Source organism: Chryseobacterium sediminis (genome assembly GCF_008386505.1).
Taxonomy (GTDB): Bacteria; Bacteroidota; Bacteroidia; order Flavobacteriales; family Weeksellaceae; genus Chryseobacterium; species Chryseobacterium sediminis.
Window position 1 is genome coordinate 64852 of record NZ_VUNZ01000001.1, and the last position, 14331, is coordinate 79182.

The window sequence follows — 14331 nt, forward strand, 5'->3', positions numbered from 1 at the left end:
ATGAAAAAGATCAGTATAACTTATAAACTATTGGCCTGTATTTTATTTTTTTCTGCAACTAAAACAATTGCACAAACAGGTTTTTTTACGCCTACGCCTGCACAGCCTTTACATATAGATGCGGGAAAAGATAACGGCTCCGCACCTGATGCAACAAAAATATCTAATGATGTTGTTATTACATCAGAAGGGCAGGTTGGCATTGGACTTTTAAATCCGGTTACTAAAGTTGATCTGAGATCTTCTTCTGACCAGGGAATTATTGGTTTAGGTAATAATACACAAAGCCCTTCTGCTGCAGGGGGAGGAGCTATACGTTACAATAACGGAGGTTTTCTGGAATATTCTGACGGTGAACAATGGATAGCATTGCCACTTACAGCTCCAACCAAAGCACTGGTAAACGCCAGTAAAGGTTCGGCGCAAAGTATTCCAAGTGCTGCTTCAACCGTTATTACAGGGTGGACAGAAACAGTTGATTTAGGTGCAGGTGCCAGTGGAGATTTTGATCCTTCTACAGGTATTTTTAAAGCTCCCCGTGATGGTTTTTATCTGGTTTCTTTCAACATTACCCTTGCTAATGGAAATATCCCTAAAAATACATTTATAGAAACGGCAATAGAAAGCAATCAAAGTACAGATAATATTCCTGTATTTAAAACAATAAATTCTTATCCTGCTTTTCAGGCTGGTGCAGTAAGTAATTATATAAGTGGTAATTGCAATGCTATTTTCAACCTTAAAAAAGATGATACTATAAAATTCAGCATAAGGCATAATATAGGCAGTGCCCGAAATACTTTGAATGATAGTAAATTAAATAATTTAAGCATCAGTGAATTATAAAAATATATAATAATGGGACGAAAAAATAAAATAAAAAAATTGATCAGTGCTGTTATTGTTTTGTCACTGAATGTAACCTACATAAACGCTCAAATAGGGATAGGAATACCCAATCCGACAAATCCTCTTGAGGTTAAAACGGATGCAGGTAATATTATCATTAACAGTTCCGGAAAAATAGGTGCAATGGTAGCCAATCCCAAGGTAGCTCTGGATCTCCGTGGTGGAACAAATAGTTCTGTAGCTATTGGAAATACGACGAAAACAGCGGTTCAGGCTGGGGCAGGGGCATTACGGTATGTTGCAAGTCCGGCTATTGGGGTAAAGGGATATTTAGAATTTTCCGATGGCTCAGATTGGGTCAGCTTTTATCCTAAAGGTAAGCCGCGTATTATAGTAATGGCAAGTAAAACTACTCAGGATACTTATGTATTTGAAAGTGCTGTCCCTTCAGAAATAGGAACCAAATCTGGAATAGTTCAAAGAAGATCCTCTTATTTAACAAACTGGACTGAAAAACTAGACTCTGATTCAGGGGTTCCAACCTCCAATTTCGATCCGGCTACAGGTGAATTTACAGCGCCGCGTGATGGCGTTTATTTTGCAACTTTTACTTTTGCATTACAGTCCAGCCAGGTAAATACAGGTGCTAATAATCAGACTGAAGCAATTTGGGAAGTTAGAAATCCTACCGGCACAATTACACAAAGAATAAAAACAAATAACGGATATGCTTCCGATACCGGAGCCAGTCCCAATGCAGTACCGGTTGGTTCAGCCTGTACAGTAAGCGTTTATCTGAATAAAGGCAGCAAACTAAGACCTTTTACCTGGATTACAGTAGCATTTGATGGTACAACCAGCCAGTTTGATGTTTCAGGAAGTGGTGCTTACAACGCACTTACCATAGTTGAACAATAAAGATATTTAAATAAGTCTGAACAATTTGATTTTAAAATAAACCCTGTAATTCCTACAAATTACAGGGTTTTATTTTTGAAGAATATAGTGTTAACTTAATATCTCACATGGTGCTATACAAATCACCCAGGGACATCTCTTGATTCCCGGAGGAGGGCAGCATGCTTCGGAACAACTCAATGCTCCGCCATTAATATTCTTCAGCTGATCTCTTGAAATTTTTTTAGAATTTTTCATAGTCAAGTAATTGAATTAAACTAAAAACTAAGGTTGGTTTCCACCACCACATCCGTCATATGGCATACATTGCCACTTTCCACCAATTAAACAAAGCTGTCCGCCTCTGCAGTCAATACCACCCTTAATTGTTTTCAATTCCTGTCTTTCGATTTTCTTTAAATTTTTCATAATAATATAGGTTTAGTTCTACTCGAAGTTAATCAATTTTTATCAACTGTTGTAGAATTATCATAAAAATATTTATTTTCAATGGATTTATTGTTTGATGTTTTCCTTTATGTTTTATGTAATTAAGTAAAATATACAGTGCATGAAGTGGATTCAATAAGGCTTAATGAAGGAATGTACAAAGAATAGATATCTTTTGAGTAAAATCTTGTCTTGTGGCAAGTTGGATTTCATAATGACTTACTAATTTTGGTTAAAAGTTTAATCACCAAATCCGATAATATTATGAAAAGTCTATTCAAATTCTCAACCTTATTGAAATCATTGCTGGTTTTAACTGTTATCGTTATCACATCCCAAGTATATGGGCAAAAAGTGAAACCTTCTGAAAGTGGTTATGCTCCTGCTAATGGAAGTAAAGTTTACTATGAAGTCTATGGTAAAGGTAAGCCCATTGTATTATTGCATGGCGCTTTTATGACGATTGACATGAACTGGGGGCAACTGATCCCGGAGTTATCAAAAAACAGAAAAGTAATCGCTGTTGAATTGCAAGGACACGGGCATACTCCGTTTTCAGAACGCAAATTATCACATACTGCTTTGGCCAGTGATGTGACAGAAGTAATGAACTTTCTGAAAATTGATAAGGCAGATGTGGTAGGATATAGCTTTGGAGGAGAAGTGGCTTATCAGTTGGCTATACAAAACCCTGAAAGACTTAACAAGTTGGTTATCATTTCGTCAACATATAAAACTAGTGGCTGGCTGCCTGAAGTAAATAAAGCACTTGAAGGAATGAAACCGGATCTTTTTACGAACAGTCCTCTGCATACAGCTTATAATGCCGTAGCACCTGATAAAACAAAATGGACAAAATTTCTGGAACAGATGATGGCTTCTGCCAGACAACCTTTTGATTTTGGTGATGGTAATATTTCTAAAATTCCGGTACCTGTTTTAATCATAGCCGGTGATAATGATGGATTGGATAAAACAGAACTTTCAAAAACCTATAAATTATTGGGAGGTGATGTTTTTGCAGATATGGGGCCAATGCCAAAATCTCAATTGGCTATTGTTCCAGGGCAAACCCATGTCAGTCTGATGATGCAGACTGCAACAATTCTGAACTACCTAAACAGCTTTTTACAATAATCAGATACAATATCACTTATTTTAATTAATCCTTTTACAATTGTTAAATCTACAATATGGATACGAAATTTGAAGCAGGAATAAATATTGCCATAAAAATTCCAAAAAGTAAATATGAAAAAACGGTAGTCTTTTACAGAGACATCTTAAAGTTAAAGGTTGAAGAAAAACCGATTAATAATTCAACGGTTTCCAGAACCCATGAAGTAAAATTCGGGAATAATATTATCTGGCTGGACTGTGTAGATAATTATACCCATTCCGAAACCTGGCTGCAGCTTACAGTTCCTGATGTAGAAGAAGCTACAGAATACCTTCTGTCGGTCGGCGTAGAAACCTGTGACGAAATTGAAGAACTCCCTGAAAATATGCACTGGATTACAGATCCTGCGGGGACAGTGTTCAATTTGCAGGAAAGAAAATAACAAAAGACAGAATGCGATAGGGAAAATTGCTTAGAATATGGTTTTAATCAAAATTTTAATACCTTTAACCATCAAATTATTAAAATTTTAAACAATCCATGAAGACGAAATCTTTAACTTTCATCTTAACCCTCTTTTTTCAGCTGGTAAGTATCACTGTATTTTCACAAAAAACAGCTGTTCTCAACTCTTTATTAGATAAAAATACAGAATTTATTTTTCCACAGACTCCCGATAAAATCTCAAAAGCATTGAATACTAAACCTGTATTTTATGAAGATGCCAACGAGGAAAAGTATGTGAAATGGCCTACAAAAACAGGACTGGAACTCTATTGCAGTTTAGGGAAAAATAATACTGTTGATGAAATGTTTTTTACCATTTCAGACAATAAACCAGTAGTGGTAGAAGGACTCCCATTTGGCCTTATTCTGAATAAAAGTACCTTGCAGGACAGCAAAACTAAGTTCAGTAAATACAAGGCTAAAACACAGAAACTTGGTGCAGACAGTGAATTTCCGGGAGGTTCAAAACTGATTTTTAAGAAAGGGAAACATTATGCAACCTTGCTTTTTGACAATAAAAACCTGCTCAAATCTTTAGGACTTACCACAGAACTTATTGATCCGGCAGCCAATTAATTTTAACAGCTTTCAAATACTATAAATCCGTCACTTTTTGGCGGATTTTTTTGTACGTCTGCTTTCAGAAAATAGATTGAAAAATAAGATCAGATTTCAGACTAAATTGATATAAAAAAGATCACTTACTATCAAAAGATAGAGATTTACTATCCTTAAAGAAGCAGTTCAAAAAAACGCTTTAATTATAGGATGGAAAACGATAACGGACAGACGGTTTCTTTGAACTTGTTTGATTTTTTTGCACTATATCTTAAGAATTTAGCAACAAAAAATGAGTGAAATAATCTAAATTATAATATTTATTGAATGAAAAGTTGATTTTTAATAGCAATAAAATCAATGAGTTATGGTTAAATAGTTATTGTTTGCATAAAATATCTTTCACGTTTTTATAAAATACCTATATTTACCACCAAGGAGTTCTTAACATCTTCTTTATCAACCGAAACTGGTTACACTTAGCTGTGTCTTAAAAGGGAATCGTGTGTAAATCACGAACTGTCGCGCAACTGTAAGTAGCATTAAGGTTTTTATCAAATAAAGGTCCACTGTATACCTCGTTATATGGGAAGGACGATAAAAACTGTTACAAGTCAGGAGACCTGCCTATTTCGAATTGACGATGCTTTCGCGGTCTGAAGCTTATAGTCAGGTATGATACGATATGGATAACAGTGAGATCAATATATTTTGTCAGCTCGTGTTATTTTTGTGATGCAGATAAATAGTGGGGCAGTATGCTCATTTATTATCGTGTATTCATCGTATTTTCCTTTTCCATATTTTTCTTTCTCACAAGCATTGTGAAGTTTATCAGGAGCTTTTTATGAAGATTTAATCAATATAAAAAGTTAAAAAATGTACCCATTCAATTTCGATTATTCATGCTGGAGCAGCAGACTTGGAGATCAGCAGGTTTGCAGGGAGGCAATGGTGTATAATTCCGGATTACAAAAATCGGATAAAACAAATCCGTTTCCTTTTGATTTCCTTTTTACCAAAAGTGGCTATTGCTATGCCGATTCAAGGTTTTTTGTAAACAAATTTCAACTAAACAATAAATATTATAATGACTACAAGTGAAAGTTTGAAGTCTCCCGGTATGAAATTTCGGGAGGCCATGCGAAAAGAAAGTCCTCTTCAGATTGTTGGAGCCATTAATGCCAATCATGCGTTGTTAGCGCAGCAGGCAGGTTTTAATGCTATTTATCTTTCAGGAGGCGGTGTTGCCGCTGGTTCTCTGGGGATTCCGGATTTAGGAATTACCACACTGGAAGATGTATTGATTGATGTTCAGCGTATCACAAATGTTTGTGACCTGCCCCTCATGGTAGATGTTGATACCGGATTCGGACCTTCGGCATTTAATGTGGCAAGAACTGTAAAATCACTGATTAAAGCTGGAGCTGCGGCCCTGCATATTGAAGATCAGGTAGGTGCAAAACGCTGTGGACATCGCCCGGGAAAAGAAGTGGTAACCAAAGAAGAAATGGTAGACAGGCTGAAAGCTGCTGCAGATGCCCGTACCGATGAAAATTTTGTCATTGGAGCCCGTACTGATGCGTTTGCTAATGAAGGATTAGAAAAAACATTGGAAAGAGCAGTAGCTTATAAAGACGCTGGAGCAGATTTCATTTTTGCAGAAGCCGTTCCGGATTTAAGCTTTTATCAAAAGTTTGTTGAAGCTACAGGAGTTCCTGTACTGGCCAATATTACAGAATTCGGGATGATCAGAATGTACACGGTGGAAGAATTAAAAAATGCAGGTGTGGGACTGATTCTCTATCCGCTTTCTGCTTTCCGTGCTGCTAATAAAGCGGCTCAAAATGTATATGAACACCTTCGTAAAGACGGAACACAGGCCAATGTCTTAGATACCATGCAAACAAGGGAAGAACTTTACCAAAGCATTGGATACTACGATTATGAACAAAAATTAGACAACCTTTTTAAACAAAATAATTGATAATGTCAACTAACAGTGAACCCACATTTAAGCCTAAAAAAAGCGTTGCGCTTTCAGGGGTAGCAGCAGGTAATACTGCTCTTTGCAGTGTCGGAAAAAGTGGAAATGATCTTCATTACAGAGGATATGATATTCTGGATCTTGCAGAGAAAGCACAATTTGAAGAAGTAGCTTATCTTTTGATCTACGGACAGCTGCCTACCGGAGCGCAATTGAAAAACTATAAAGCCAAGTTAAAATCTTTGAGAGGTCTACCTCATTCTGTAAGAAATATTCTTAAGAGTATTCCTGCTGCTGCCCATCCAATGGATGTGATGCGTTCCATGGTTTCCGCTATCGGAAGTATTCAGCCGGAAAAAGATGATCATAATATGGCGGGAGCAAGGGATATTGCAGATAAATTATTGGCATCTTTCAGCTCAGGTCTGCTATACTGGTATCACTATACCCATAATGGAAAAGAAATTGACGTAGAAACCGATGATGATACTATAGGAGGGCATTTCCTTCACTTACTGCATGGGAAAAAACCTGCAGATTCCTGGGTGAAAGCAATGGAAATCTCGTTAAACCTCTATGCAGAACATGAATTTAATGCCTCAACATTTACCAGCCGTGTCATTGCCGGAACAGGATCTGATATTTACTCTGCCATTACCGGAGCAATTGGTGCTTTGAGAGGACCTAAGCATGGAGGAGCTAATGAAGTTGCTTTTGAAATCCAAAGCCGTTATAACTCTCCGGATGAAGCAGAAAAGGATATTCGCCAACGTATTGCGAACAAAGAAGTAATTATCGGATTTGGGCATCCGGTGTACACCATTTCAGATCCGAGAAACGTAGTCATCAAAAAGGTGGCTAAAGAACTTTCAGAAGAAGCGGGAGATATGCTGCTGTATAATATTGCTGAAAGATTGGAAACAATCATGTGGGAAGAAAAGAAAATGTTCCCGAACCTGGATTGGTTCTCCGCTGTTTCTTACCACCTGATGGGAGTTCCTACCCTGATGTTTACTCCGTTATTTGTTATCTCAAGAGTGACCGGATGGAGCGCCCACATTATAGAACAGAGACAGGATGGAAAGATTATCCGCCCAAGTGCCAACTACACAGGGCCGGAAAACAAAGAATTTGTGTCTATCAACGACCGGAAATAATGAAGGACATCGGAAATGAAAAGAAATAATTCATTTTCAATTTTTCCCTCTTAACTTTTAATTAATTAAAATTTTTCAACAATAAAAAATGAGTTCACACATCTCAAACGAAAGACCGCAACCCGATCAGGTATTAACAGACATTGCAGACTATGTCTTAAACTACGAAATTAAAAATGACCTGGCATGGAAGACCGCTCATTACTGTCTTCTGGACACGATCGGCTGTGGTCTGGAAGCATTGACTTACCCGGCATGTACAAAACTTTTAGGACCTGTGGTAAAAGGTACTGTAGTTCCTAACGGAGCAAAAGTACCAGGTACCCAATTCCAGCTGGATCCCATTCAGGCAGCGTTCAATATCGGAGCCATCATTCGTTGGCTGGATTTCAATGATACATGGCTGGCGGCAGAATGGGGGCATCCTTCTGATAATCTTGGAGGAATTTTAGCAACTGCAGACTGGTTATCCAGAACAAATATTGCCGAAGGAAAATCACCTTTAAAAATGAAGCAGGTATTGGAAGCAATGATCATGGCCCACGAAATTCAGGGAGTAATGGCACTGGAAAATTCATTCAACAAAGTAGGACTGGACCACGTTTTATTGGTAAAGCTTGCTTCCACAGCAGTTGTAGGGAAGCTGATTGGGTTAAACCGTGATGAAATTATCAATGCCGTATCGCTGGCTTTTGTGGACGGACAGTCTTTAAGAACTTACCGCCACGCTCCCAATACAGGTTCCCGTAAATCTTGGGCAGCAGGAGATGCTACATCAAGAGCGGTACGCCTTGCTCTGATTGCAAAAACAGGAGAAATGGGCTATCCATCTGTACTGACAGCAAAAACATGGGGATTCTATGATGTTTCCTTCAAAGGGAATGAATTCAAATTCCAGAGAGAATACAGTTCTTACGTAATGGAAAACGTACTCTTTAAAATTTCCTTCCCTGCAGAATTTCACTCGCAGACCGCAGTAGAAGCGGCAATGACATTACATGCAACTTTAAGAGACCTTGGAAAAACAACAAATGATATCAAAAAAATTACCATCCGTACCCATGAAGCCGCTATTAGAATTATTGATAAAAAAGGGCCGTTAAATAATCCTGCTGATCGTGACCACTGTATTCAATATATGGTAGCTGTACCATTGATTCATGGAAGACTGACTGCCGCTGATTATGAAGATAACATTGCTTCGGACCCAAGAATTGATGTGCTTCGTGACAAAATTGAATGCGTAGAAGATGTTCAGTTTACAGCTGATTATCACGATCCGGAAAAACGTTCCATTGCCAATGCGATGACGGTAGAACTTAATGACGGAACTGTTTTAGACGAAATAGTGGTAGAATATCCTATTGGCCACAAACGCAGAAGAGACGAAGGAATTCCTGAACTGATCAAGAAATATAAAGTGAACCTTGCCCGTATTTTCCCGGAAAAACAGCAAAGAACGATTCTTGAAAATTCATTGGAATATGACACCTTGGTGAATCTTAACGTCAATGAATTTGTAGATCTTTTAGTCATTTAAAATCAATAAGAAAATGGAGAATTGAATATCAGAACTTTTTAATGAATAGTCGATATTTTTTGAAAAATGATCAATTCTCCATTCTCATTTTTATGACTAGAACTTTCAATGATCCATTTTTAATTTAAAAACTATGTCACAAAAAATAAAAATATTAATCAATGGAAATTTTACAGAAAGTAAAACAAAAAACTATCTTCCTGTAGAAAACCCTGCTTCACAGGAAATCCTTGCAGAAGTTCCCCTCACGGAATTATCTGAAATAGATGAAGCTATTGAAGCAGCAGCAGAAGCTTTCAAAATATGGAAAGAAGTTGCCACTCCGGAAAGAGCAAGACTATTCCTGAAATACCAGCATCTTTTGAAAGAACATCAGAAAGAAATTGCGGAAATCCTTTCCAAAGAAAACGGAAAAACCTTCGCAGATGCTATGGGAGACGTGTGGCGCGGCATAGAAGTCGTAGAGCATGCCTGCAATATTCCGACCCTGATGATGGGAGAAACAGTAGAAAATGTAGCAAGAGGGGTAGACACCTACAGCTATATTCAGCCTCTTGGGGTCTGTGCGGGAATTACTCCTTTCAACTTCCCGGCCATGATTCCTTTGTGGATGTTTCCTATGGCGATAGCATGTGGTAATACCTTTATTTTAAAACCTTCAGAGCAGACTCCTATGACCTCCATGAAAATGGCAGAGCTGTTTTTGGAGGCAGGTTTTCCTAAAGGTGTTTTAAATATTGTTCATGGCAGCAAAGATCAGGTAAATCATATTTTGAATCACGCTGATATCAGAGCTATTTCATTTGTAGGTTCTGTACCGGTTGCAGAACATGTTTACCGCACAGGAACCGATAATCTGAAAAGAGTTCAGGCTTTTGGCGGTGCTAAAAATCATATGGTGGTCATGCCGGATGCCAATAAAAGTCAGGTGATCAATAATCTGGTGGGAGCTTCTTGTGGCGCTGCCGGTCAACGTTGTATGGCTATCAGTGTTGCTGTATTGGTAGGAGAGGCACAAAACTGGGCAGAAGATATTAAAACAGCTTTAAGTACAGTTAAACCAGGAGTTTGGTCTGATGACTCTGCTGCATTTGGCCCGTTGATCAATAAACAATCCAAAGATAAAGTGTTAAGGCTGATCCAAAGTGCTTACGACCAGGGAGCAGAGGTGATGCTGGATGGAAGCCAATGTACCGTAGAAGGTTATGAAAACGGATATTTTGTAGGACCTACCTTATTTAGCAATGTTTCTGTGGATATGGATATCTATAAAGAAGAGATTTTTGGGCCCGCATTGCTGTTATTAAAGGCAGACACCTTAGATGAGGCGATCAGAATCATTAATGAAAACCCATACGGAAACGGAACCTCAATTTTTACCAACTCAGGAGCTGCCGCAAGAAAATTCCAGCATGAAATTGAAGTAGGGCAGATTGGAGTTAACCTTCCGATTCCTGTTCCACTGCCGTTTTTCTCTTTTACAGGATGGCGGAAATCATTCTTTGGTGATCTGCATTCTTACGGAAAACAAGGCGTTCGCTTCTACACTGAAACCAAAACCATTACGGCCCGTTGGTTTGAAGAAGATGTGCCGGGAGGAAGTGTAAATATGACCATCAATCTGAAATAAAGAAAAGCAGGTAATTGAAATGATTTTACTTCTCAATTATCTACTTTTTACTTTTAATTATTCATTCTCAGTTTTCAATTCAAATAAATTTTCAATTCAATACTATGGAATTTAACCTAAATGAAGATCAGCTCGCATTTCAGGATGCTGCGAGAAAGTTTGCTGAAAAAGAACTGTTTCCATACGCTTCAGAATGGGATGCTGAAAAGAAATTTCCCAAAGAAGCTATTGTTAAGGCCGGAGAATTGGGTTTCTGCGGAGTATACACCAGTGAGGAAGCCGGAGGACTGGGATTGTCACGGCTGGATGCTGCCATTATATTTGAAGAATTAGCAGCTGCATGTCCTTCTACCACTGCCTATATTACCATACACAACATGGTTTCATGGATGATTGATGAATTTGGAAATGATGAAATCAGAAAAAACTTATGTCCGGATCTGGCATCAGGCAAACTTCTGGGTTCTTATTGTCTTACCGAACCGGGTTCAGGCTCCGATGCAGCAGGTCTGAAAACGACAGCTGTCAAAAGAGGGAACAAATATATCATTAACGGAACCAAAGCGTTTATTTCCGGAGCAGGTGAAAGTGATATATTAATTGTCATGGCCCGCACGGGAGATTCCGGTACCAAAGGAATTAGTGCATTTGTAGTACATGCCGATGCTCCGGGAATCAGTTTCGGAGAAAAAGAAAAAAAGCTGGGTTGGAATACACAGCCGACCCGTTTTGTGTTTTTAGATCATGTGGAGGTAGAGGAGAAATATCTTTTAGGTACATTAGGGGAAGGATTTAAAATAGCTCTGAAAGGACTGGATGGAGGCCGTATCAATATCGGTACATGTTCCGTTGGAGCAGCACAGGGAGCAATTAATCAGGCTCAGCGCTATATGCATGAAAGGCAGCAATTCGGAAAATCTTTGGCCCAGTTTCAGTCTCTTCAGTTTAAAATTGCAGATATGGTGACGGAGTTGGTTGCAGCCCGTCAAATGGTACAGCTGGCAGCATTTAAACTTGATTCCAAAGATCTCAATGCCACTACTTATTGTGCTATGGCGAAAAGACTGGCTACGGATATGAGCTTTAATATCTGTAACGAGGCTCTTCAGATTTTAGGCGGCTATGGCTGTACACAGGATTTCCCGGTTGAAAGGCTGATGCGTGATGCCAGAGTACATCAGGTAGTAGAAGGAACGAATGAAATTATGAAACTCGTGATTTCAAGAAAGATACTAGAAGAAGGAGCTACTTTGCAAATAAGATGATAAACAGATTTTCATTACTATAGATCTTTAGTGTTTAACTTAGAAGTTGTCTAAACTTTACCAAACCACAAAAGTCACAAAAGTTTTAAACACTTAAGTTTTTTCAGAGCCAGGTTTTATGCATAATAAGTACACCTAAGTTTTGTGAAAATCAAAGATTTTCATCTTATGTGAACTTTTCTGAGGTATTATTTTAAACTTACTTAAGTGAACTAAAGTGTTTTAAAATAATAGCTTTTGTGCCTTTTGTGGTTAAAAATAATCAATATAAAAGTTTAGACAATTTTTTAATAATAATTTTCAATTAAATACCATGAATGTAATTATAACAGAAATAAAAAATAAGGTCGGAATTATTACCCTGAATTCAGAGAAAACGCTCAATTCGCTGTCATTGGAAATGATAGAAGAGCTGAAAACTGTCTTAGAAGACTGGAAAACCTCTGATGAAGTAGCCTGCATATTCCTTCAGGGAGCCGGCGAAAAAGCATTCTGTGCAGGTGGTGATGTAAGAAAATTACATGATGCTATAATTGCACAGCGAAAAATAGATGGCACAAAGGTTCCACAGGATTGTTTCGATTTCTTTTCAAAAGAATATCAGGTAGACTATGCTATTCATACTTACCCAAAACCTGTCATTGTATGGGGACACGGAATCGTCATGGGAGGCGGAATTGGCCTGATGGTCGGAGCCTCACACCGCATCGTTACTGAAAGAAGTAAGTTGGCAATGCCTGAAATTACAATCGGTCTGTATCCTGACGTGGGTGCAACCTGGTTTTTGAATAAAATGCCTTCTGCCTATGGAATTTATTTAGGATTAACAGGTGCAAGACTGGACGGAGCAGATTGTAAATTCTTAGGGCTGGCAGATTATTATATAGAATCCTCTTCAAAAGAAGCTATTCTGAATGCCCTTCAACAGGCAGACTGGAACGGAGCATCTCATAAAACCGTTTCCGATATCCTGGAAAATATTTCAAAAGAAGCCTTCATTCCCGAATCTCAGGCGGAATTACACGCATCTTTTATCAAACAGTTTGAAGAAGTCAATTCTCCAGAAGATTTCAGAAAAATATTGATTAGCCATACTGATAAAGATGAATGGATCAATAACGGTGTGAAAAGCTTTCAAGCCGGATCTCCAAGCTCAGCACATATTATTTTCAGACAATTGAAACAAGGTGAAAATTTAAGTCTTGAGGAGGTTTTTCAAGCTGAACTTAATTTGTCCTGCCAATGCTGTATTCACCCTGATTTTGCTGAAGGAGTAAGAGCATTATTGGTAGATAAAGATATGTCTCCGAAATGGCATCCCGCAGCATGGGAAGATATTACGGAAGAATGGATAGATTCCTACTTTAAAGAATTAAAAATGGCAAACGAAACATTGAGAATGGAGATTTAAGTATTGAAAATAGAGAATTTTGAACTATCAACTTTAAGCTTTAAACTAAAAAATTATGTCAAATATAGCATTCATAGGATTAGGAAATATGGGTGGGCCTATGGCCGTTAACCTGATCAAAAAAGGTCATAACGTTGTAGGTTTTGACCTTTCGGAAGAAGCCTTAAAAATATTGGTGTCAGAAGGTGGACAGATTGCGGAATCTGCTGTAGCTGCCACTAAGGATGCGGATGTAGTGATTTCAATGTTGCCTTCTGGAAAGCACGTTGCTGATCTTTATTCAGAAGAATTTATAAACAGTCTTAAACCAAACACATTATTGATAGACAGCAGTACCATTGATGCGGTTACAGCCCGTACAGTTGCTGAACTTGCTGTTTCAAAAGGCTGCAGAATGATAGATGCGCCTGTTTCCGGAGGAACAGCCGGCGCTCAGGCGGGTACACTAACCTTTATTGTCGGAGGCAAACAGGATGATTATGAAAAAGCCCGTCCGATACTCAAGTGTATGGGACAGAATATATTTCATGCCGGAGATTCCGGAGCGGGACAGGTTGCTAAAATCTGTAATAATATGCTGCTGGCCATTCATATGATCGGAACTTCAGAGGCCATTAATCTGGGGGTGAAACATGGTCTTAATCCTCAGATTTTAAGCGAAATTATGCAGAAAAGTTCAGGGAAAAACTGGTCGCTGGATGTTTATAACCCTTATCCTGGAGTGATGGAAAATGCTCCGGCTTCCCGTAATTATTCCGGAGGTTTTGCCGTAGACCTGATGACAAAAGATTTGGGCCTTGCCGCAGAAGCAGGATTGGAAACCAAAACATCCACACCACTCGGTAATACCGCATTGAATTTATACAGAATGTGGAGTGAATCCGGGAATGGGAAAACAGACTTTTCCAGCATTATTCAATTTCTAAACAGAGATCTTTAAAAAATGAAAATAGAGCATAA

Annotated in this window: 15 protein-coding genes and 1 riboswitch; of the genes, 13 read left to right on the forward strand and 2 right to left on the reverse strand. The window is 38.3% G+C overall.

All coding sequences use genetic code 11. From position 1 onward, the window contains the following. Together FW780_RS00270 and FW780_RS00275 are read left to right on the forward strand one after the other, a co-directional pair. Nucleotides 1-846 carry a complement C1q domain-containing protein gene (locus FW780_RS00270; RefSeq protein ID WP_241676808.1) on the forward strand — a complete coding sequence of 282 codons (846 nt, stop codon included), beginning with the start codon at nucleotides 1-3 and terminating at the stop codon, nucleotides 844-846. Nucleotides 847-858: 12 nt separating this feature from the next. Then, nucleotides 859-1767: a hypothetical protein gene (locus FW780_RS00275; protein ID WP_241676809.1), complete on the forward strand. Its 909-nt coding sequence runs from the start codon at nucleotides 859-861 to the stop codon at nucleotides 1765-1767. Between the two features lie 90 nt (nucleotides 1768-1857). Here the strand turns inward: FW780_RS00275 and FW780_RS22260 are convergent, their stop codons facing one another. Next, entirely contained in the window at nucleotides 1858-2004 is a 147-nt protein-coding gene (locus tag FW780_RS22260; protein ID WP_167375285.1) for a bacteriocin-like protein, read from the reverse strand. A 27-nt stretch (nucleotides 2005-2031) separates the two neighbouring features. Further along, nucleotides 2032-2175 (reverse strand): bacteriocin-like protein, encoded by a 144-nt coding sequence (locus FW780_RS22265; protein ID WP_002980068.1) that lies wholly within the window; start codon nucleotides 2173-2175, stop codon nucleotides 2032-2034. A 285-nt stretch (nucleotides 2176-2460) separates the two neighbouring features. On the opposite strand from FW780_RS22265, the gene FW780_RS00280 reads away from it, so the two are divergent. From FW780_RS00280 to mmsB, 11 genes are all read left to right on the forward strand, one after another. After that, the gene (locus FW780_RS00280; RefSeq protein ID WP_149831676.1) at nucleotides 2461-3333 is read left to right on the forward strand and encodes an alpha/beta fold hydrolase; all 873 of its coding nucleotides are present in this window, start codon (nucleotides 2461-2463) and stop codon (nucleotides 3331-3333) included. A 56-nt stretch (nucleotides 3334-3389) separates the two neighbouring features. After that, complete coding sequence (locus FW780_RS00285) at nucleotides 3390-3758, forward strand: VOC family protein (RefSeq protein WP_149831677.1); 369 nt, start codon at nucleotides 3390-3392, stop codon at nucleotides 3756-3758. Nucleotides 3759-3856: 98 nt separating this feature from the next. Continuing rightward, nucleotides 3857-4399 carry a hypothetical protein gene (locus FW780_RS00290; protein WP_149831678.1) on the forward strand — a complete coding sequence of 181 codons (543 nt, stop codon included), beginning with the start codon at nucleotides 3857-3859 and terminating at the stop codon, nucleotides 4397-4399. A gap of 435 nt (nucleotides 4400-4834) precedes the next feature. After that, nucleotides 4835-5026: riboswitch (cobalamin riboswitch) on the forward strand. A gap of 234 nt (nucleotides 5027-5260) precedes the next feature. Continuing rightward, complete coding sequence (locus tag FW780_RS00295; RefSeq protein ID WP_149831679.1) at nucleotides 5261-5485, forward strand: hypothetical protein; 225 nt, start codon at nucleotides 5261-5263, stop codon at nucleotides 5483-5485. Further along, the gene (gene prpB, locus FW780_RS00300) at nucleotides 5472-6368 is read left to right on the forward strand and encodes a methylisocitrate lyase (RefSeq protein ID WP_149831680.1); all 897 of its coding nucleotides are present in this window, start codon (nucleotides 5472-5474) and stop codon (nucleotides 6366-6368) included. The genes FW780_RS00295 and prpB overlap by 14 nt, the downstream gene beginning before the upstream one ends. 2 nt (nucleotides 6369-6370) lie before the next feature. Further along, a complete protein-coding gene (prpC, locus tag FW780_RS00305) occupies nucleotides 6371-7525 on the forward strand; it encodes a bifunctional 2-methylcitrate synthase/citrate synthase (protein ID WP_149831681.1) in 1155 nt (384 codons plus the stop codon). Nucleotides 7526-7613: 88 nt separating this feature from the next. Then, the gene (locus FW780_RS00310; RefSeq protein ID WP_149831682.1) at nucleotides 7614-9065 is read left to right on the forward strand and encodes a bifunctional 2-methylcitrate dehydratase/aconitate hydratase; all 1452 of its coding nucleotides are present in this window, start codon (nucleotides 7614-7616) and stop codon (nucleotides 9063-9065) included. A gap of 133 nt (nucleotides 9066-9198) precedes the next feature. After that, nucleotides 9199-10695, forward strand: a complete 1497-nt coding sequence (locus FW780_RS00315; protein WP_149831683.1) for a CoA-acylating methylmalonate-semialdehyde dehydrogenase — start codon at nucleotides 9199-9201, stop codon at nucleotides 10693-10695. Nucleotides 10696-10799: 104 nt separating this feature from the next. After that, nucleotides 10800-11960, forward strand: coding sequence for an acyl-CoA dehydrogenase family protein (locus FW780_RS00320; protein WP_149831684.1), 1161 nt, complete (start codon nucleotides 10800-10802; stop codon nucleotides 11958-11960). 313 nt (nucleotides 11961-12273) lie between these two features. Next, nucleotides 12274-13371, forward strand: a complete 1098-nt coding sequence (locus FW780_RS00325; RefSeq protein ID WP_149831685.1) for an enoyl-CoA hydratase/isomerase family protein — start codon at nucleotides 12274-12276, stop codon at nucleotides 13369-13371. Nucleotides 13372-13426: 55 nt separating this feature from the next. Then, on the forward strand, nucleotides 13427-14311 hold the full coding sequence (mmsB, locus tag FW780_RS00330) for a 3-hydroxyisobutyrate dehydrogenase (protein WP_149831686.1): 885 nt from the start codon (nucleotides 13427-13429) through the stop codon (nucleotides 14309-14311). Nucleotides 14312-14331 lie beyond the last annotated feature (20 nt).

Bases quoted from the DNA above. Each gene is read 5' to 3' on its own strand.
- FW780_RS00295 (WP_149831679.1), top strand. From the start codon at position 5,261: ATGTACCCATTCAATTTCGATTATTCATGCTGGAGCAGCAGACTTGGA.
- prpB (WP_149831680.1), top strand. From the start codon at position 5,472: ATGACTACAAGTGAAAGTTTGAAGTCTCCCGGTATGAAATTTCGGGAG.
- FW780_RS00310 (WP_149831682.1), top strand. From the start codon at position 7,614: ATGAGTTCACACATCTCAAACGAAAGACCGCAACCCGATCAGGTATTA.
- FW780_RS22260 (WP_167375285.1), bottom strand. From the start codon at position 2,004: ATGAAAAATTCTAAAAAAATTTCAAGAGATCAGCTGAAGAATATTAAT.
- FW780_RS00290 (WP_149831678.1), top strand. From the start codon at position 3,857: ATGAAGACGAAATCTTTAACTTTCATCTTAACCCTCTTTTTTCAGCTG.
- FW780_RS22265 (WP_002980068.1), bottom strand. From the start codon at position 2,175: ATGAAAAATTTAAAGAAAATCGAAAGACAGGAATTGAAAACAATTAAG.
- mmsB (WP_149831686.1), top strand. From the start codon at position 13,427: ATGTCAAATATAGCATTCATAGGATTAGGAAATATGGGTGGGCCTATG.
- FW780_RS00275 (WP_241676809.1), top strand. From the start codon at position 859: ATGGGACGAAAAAATAAAATAAAAAAATTGATCAGTGCTGTTATTGTT.
- FW780_RS00285 (WP_149831677.1), top strand. From the start codon at position 3,390: ATGGATACGAAATTTGAAGCAGGAATAAATATTGCCATAAAAATTCCA.
- FW780_RS00320 (WP_149831684.1), top strand. From the start codon at position 10,800: ATGGAATTTAACCTAAATGAAGATCAGCTCGCATTTCAGGATGCTGCG.
- FW780_RS00270 (WP_241676808.1), top strand. From the start codon at position 1: ATGAAAAAGATCAGTATAACTTATAAACTATTGGCCTGTATTTTATTT.
- prpC (WP_149831681.1), top strand. From the start codon at position 6,371: ATGTCAACTAACAGTGAACCCACATTTAAGCCTAAAAAAAGCGTTGCG.
- FW780_RS00280 (WP_149831676.1), top strand. From the start codon at position 2,461: ATGAAAAGTCTATTCAAATTCTCAACCTTATTGAAATCATTGCTGGTT.
- FW780_RS00325 (WP_149831685.1), top strand. From the start codon at position 12,274: ATGAATGTAATTATAACAGAAATAAAAAATAAGGTCGGAATTATTACC.
- FW780_RS00315 (WP_149831683.1), top strand. From the start codon at position 9,199: ATGTCACAAAAAATAAAAATATTAATCAATGGAAATTTTACAGAAAGT.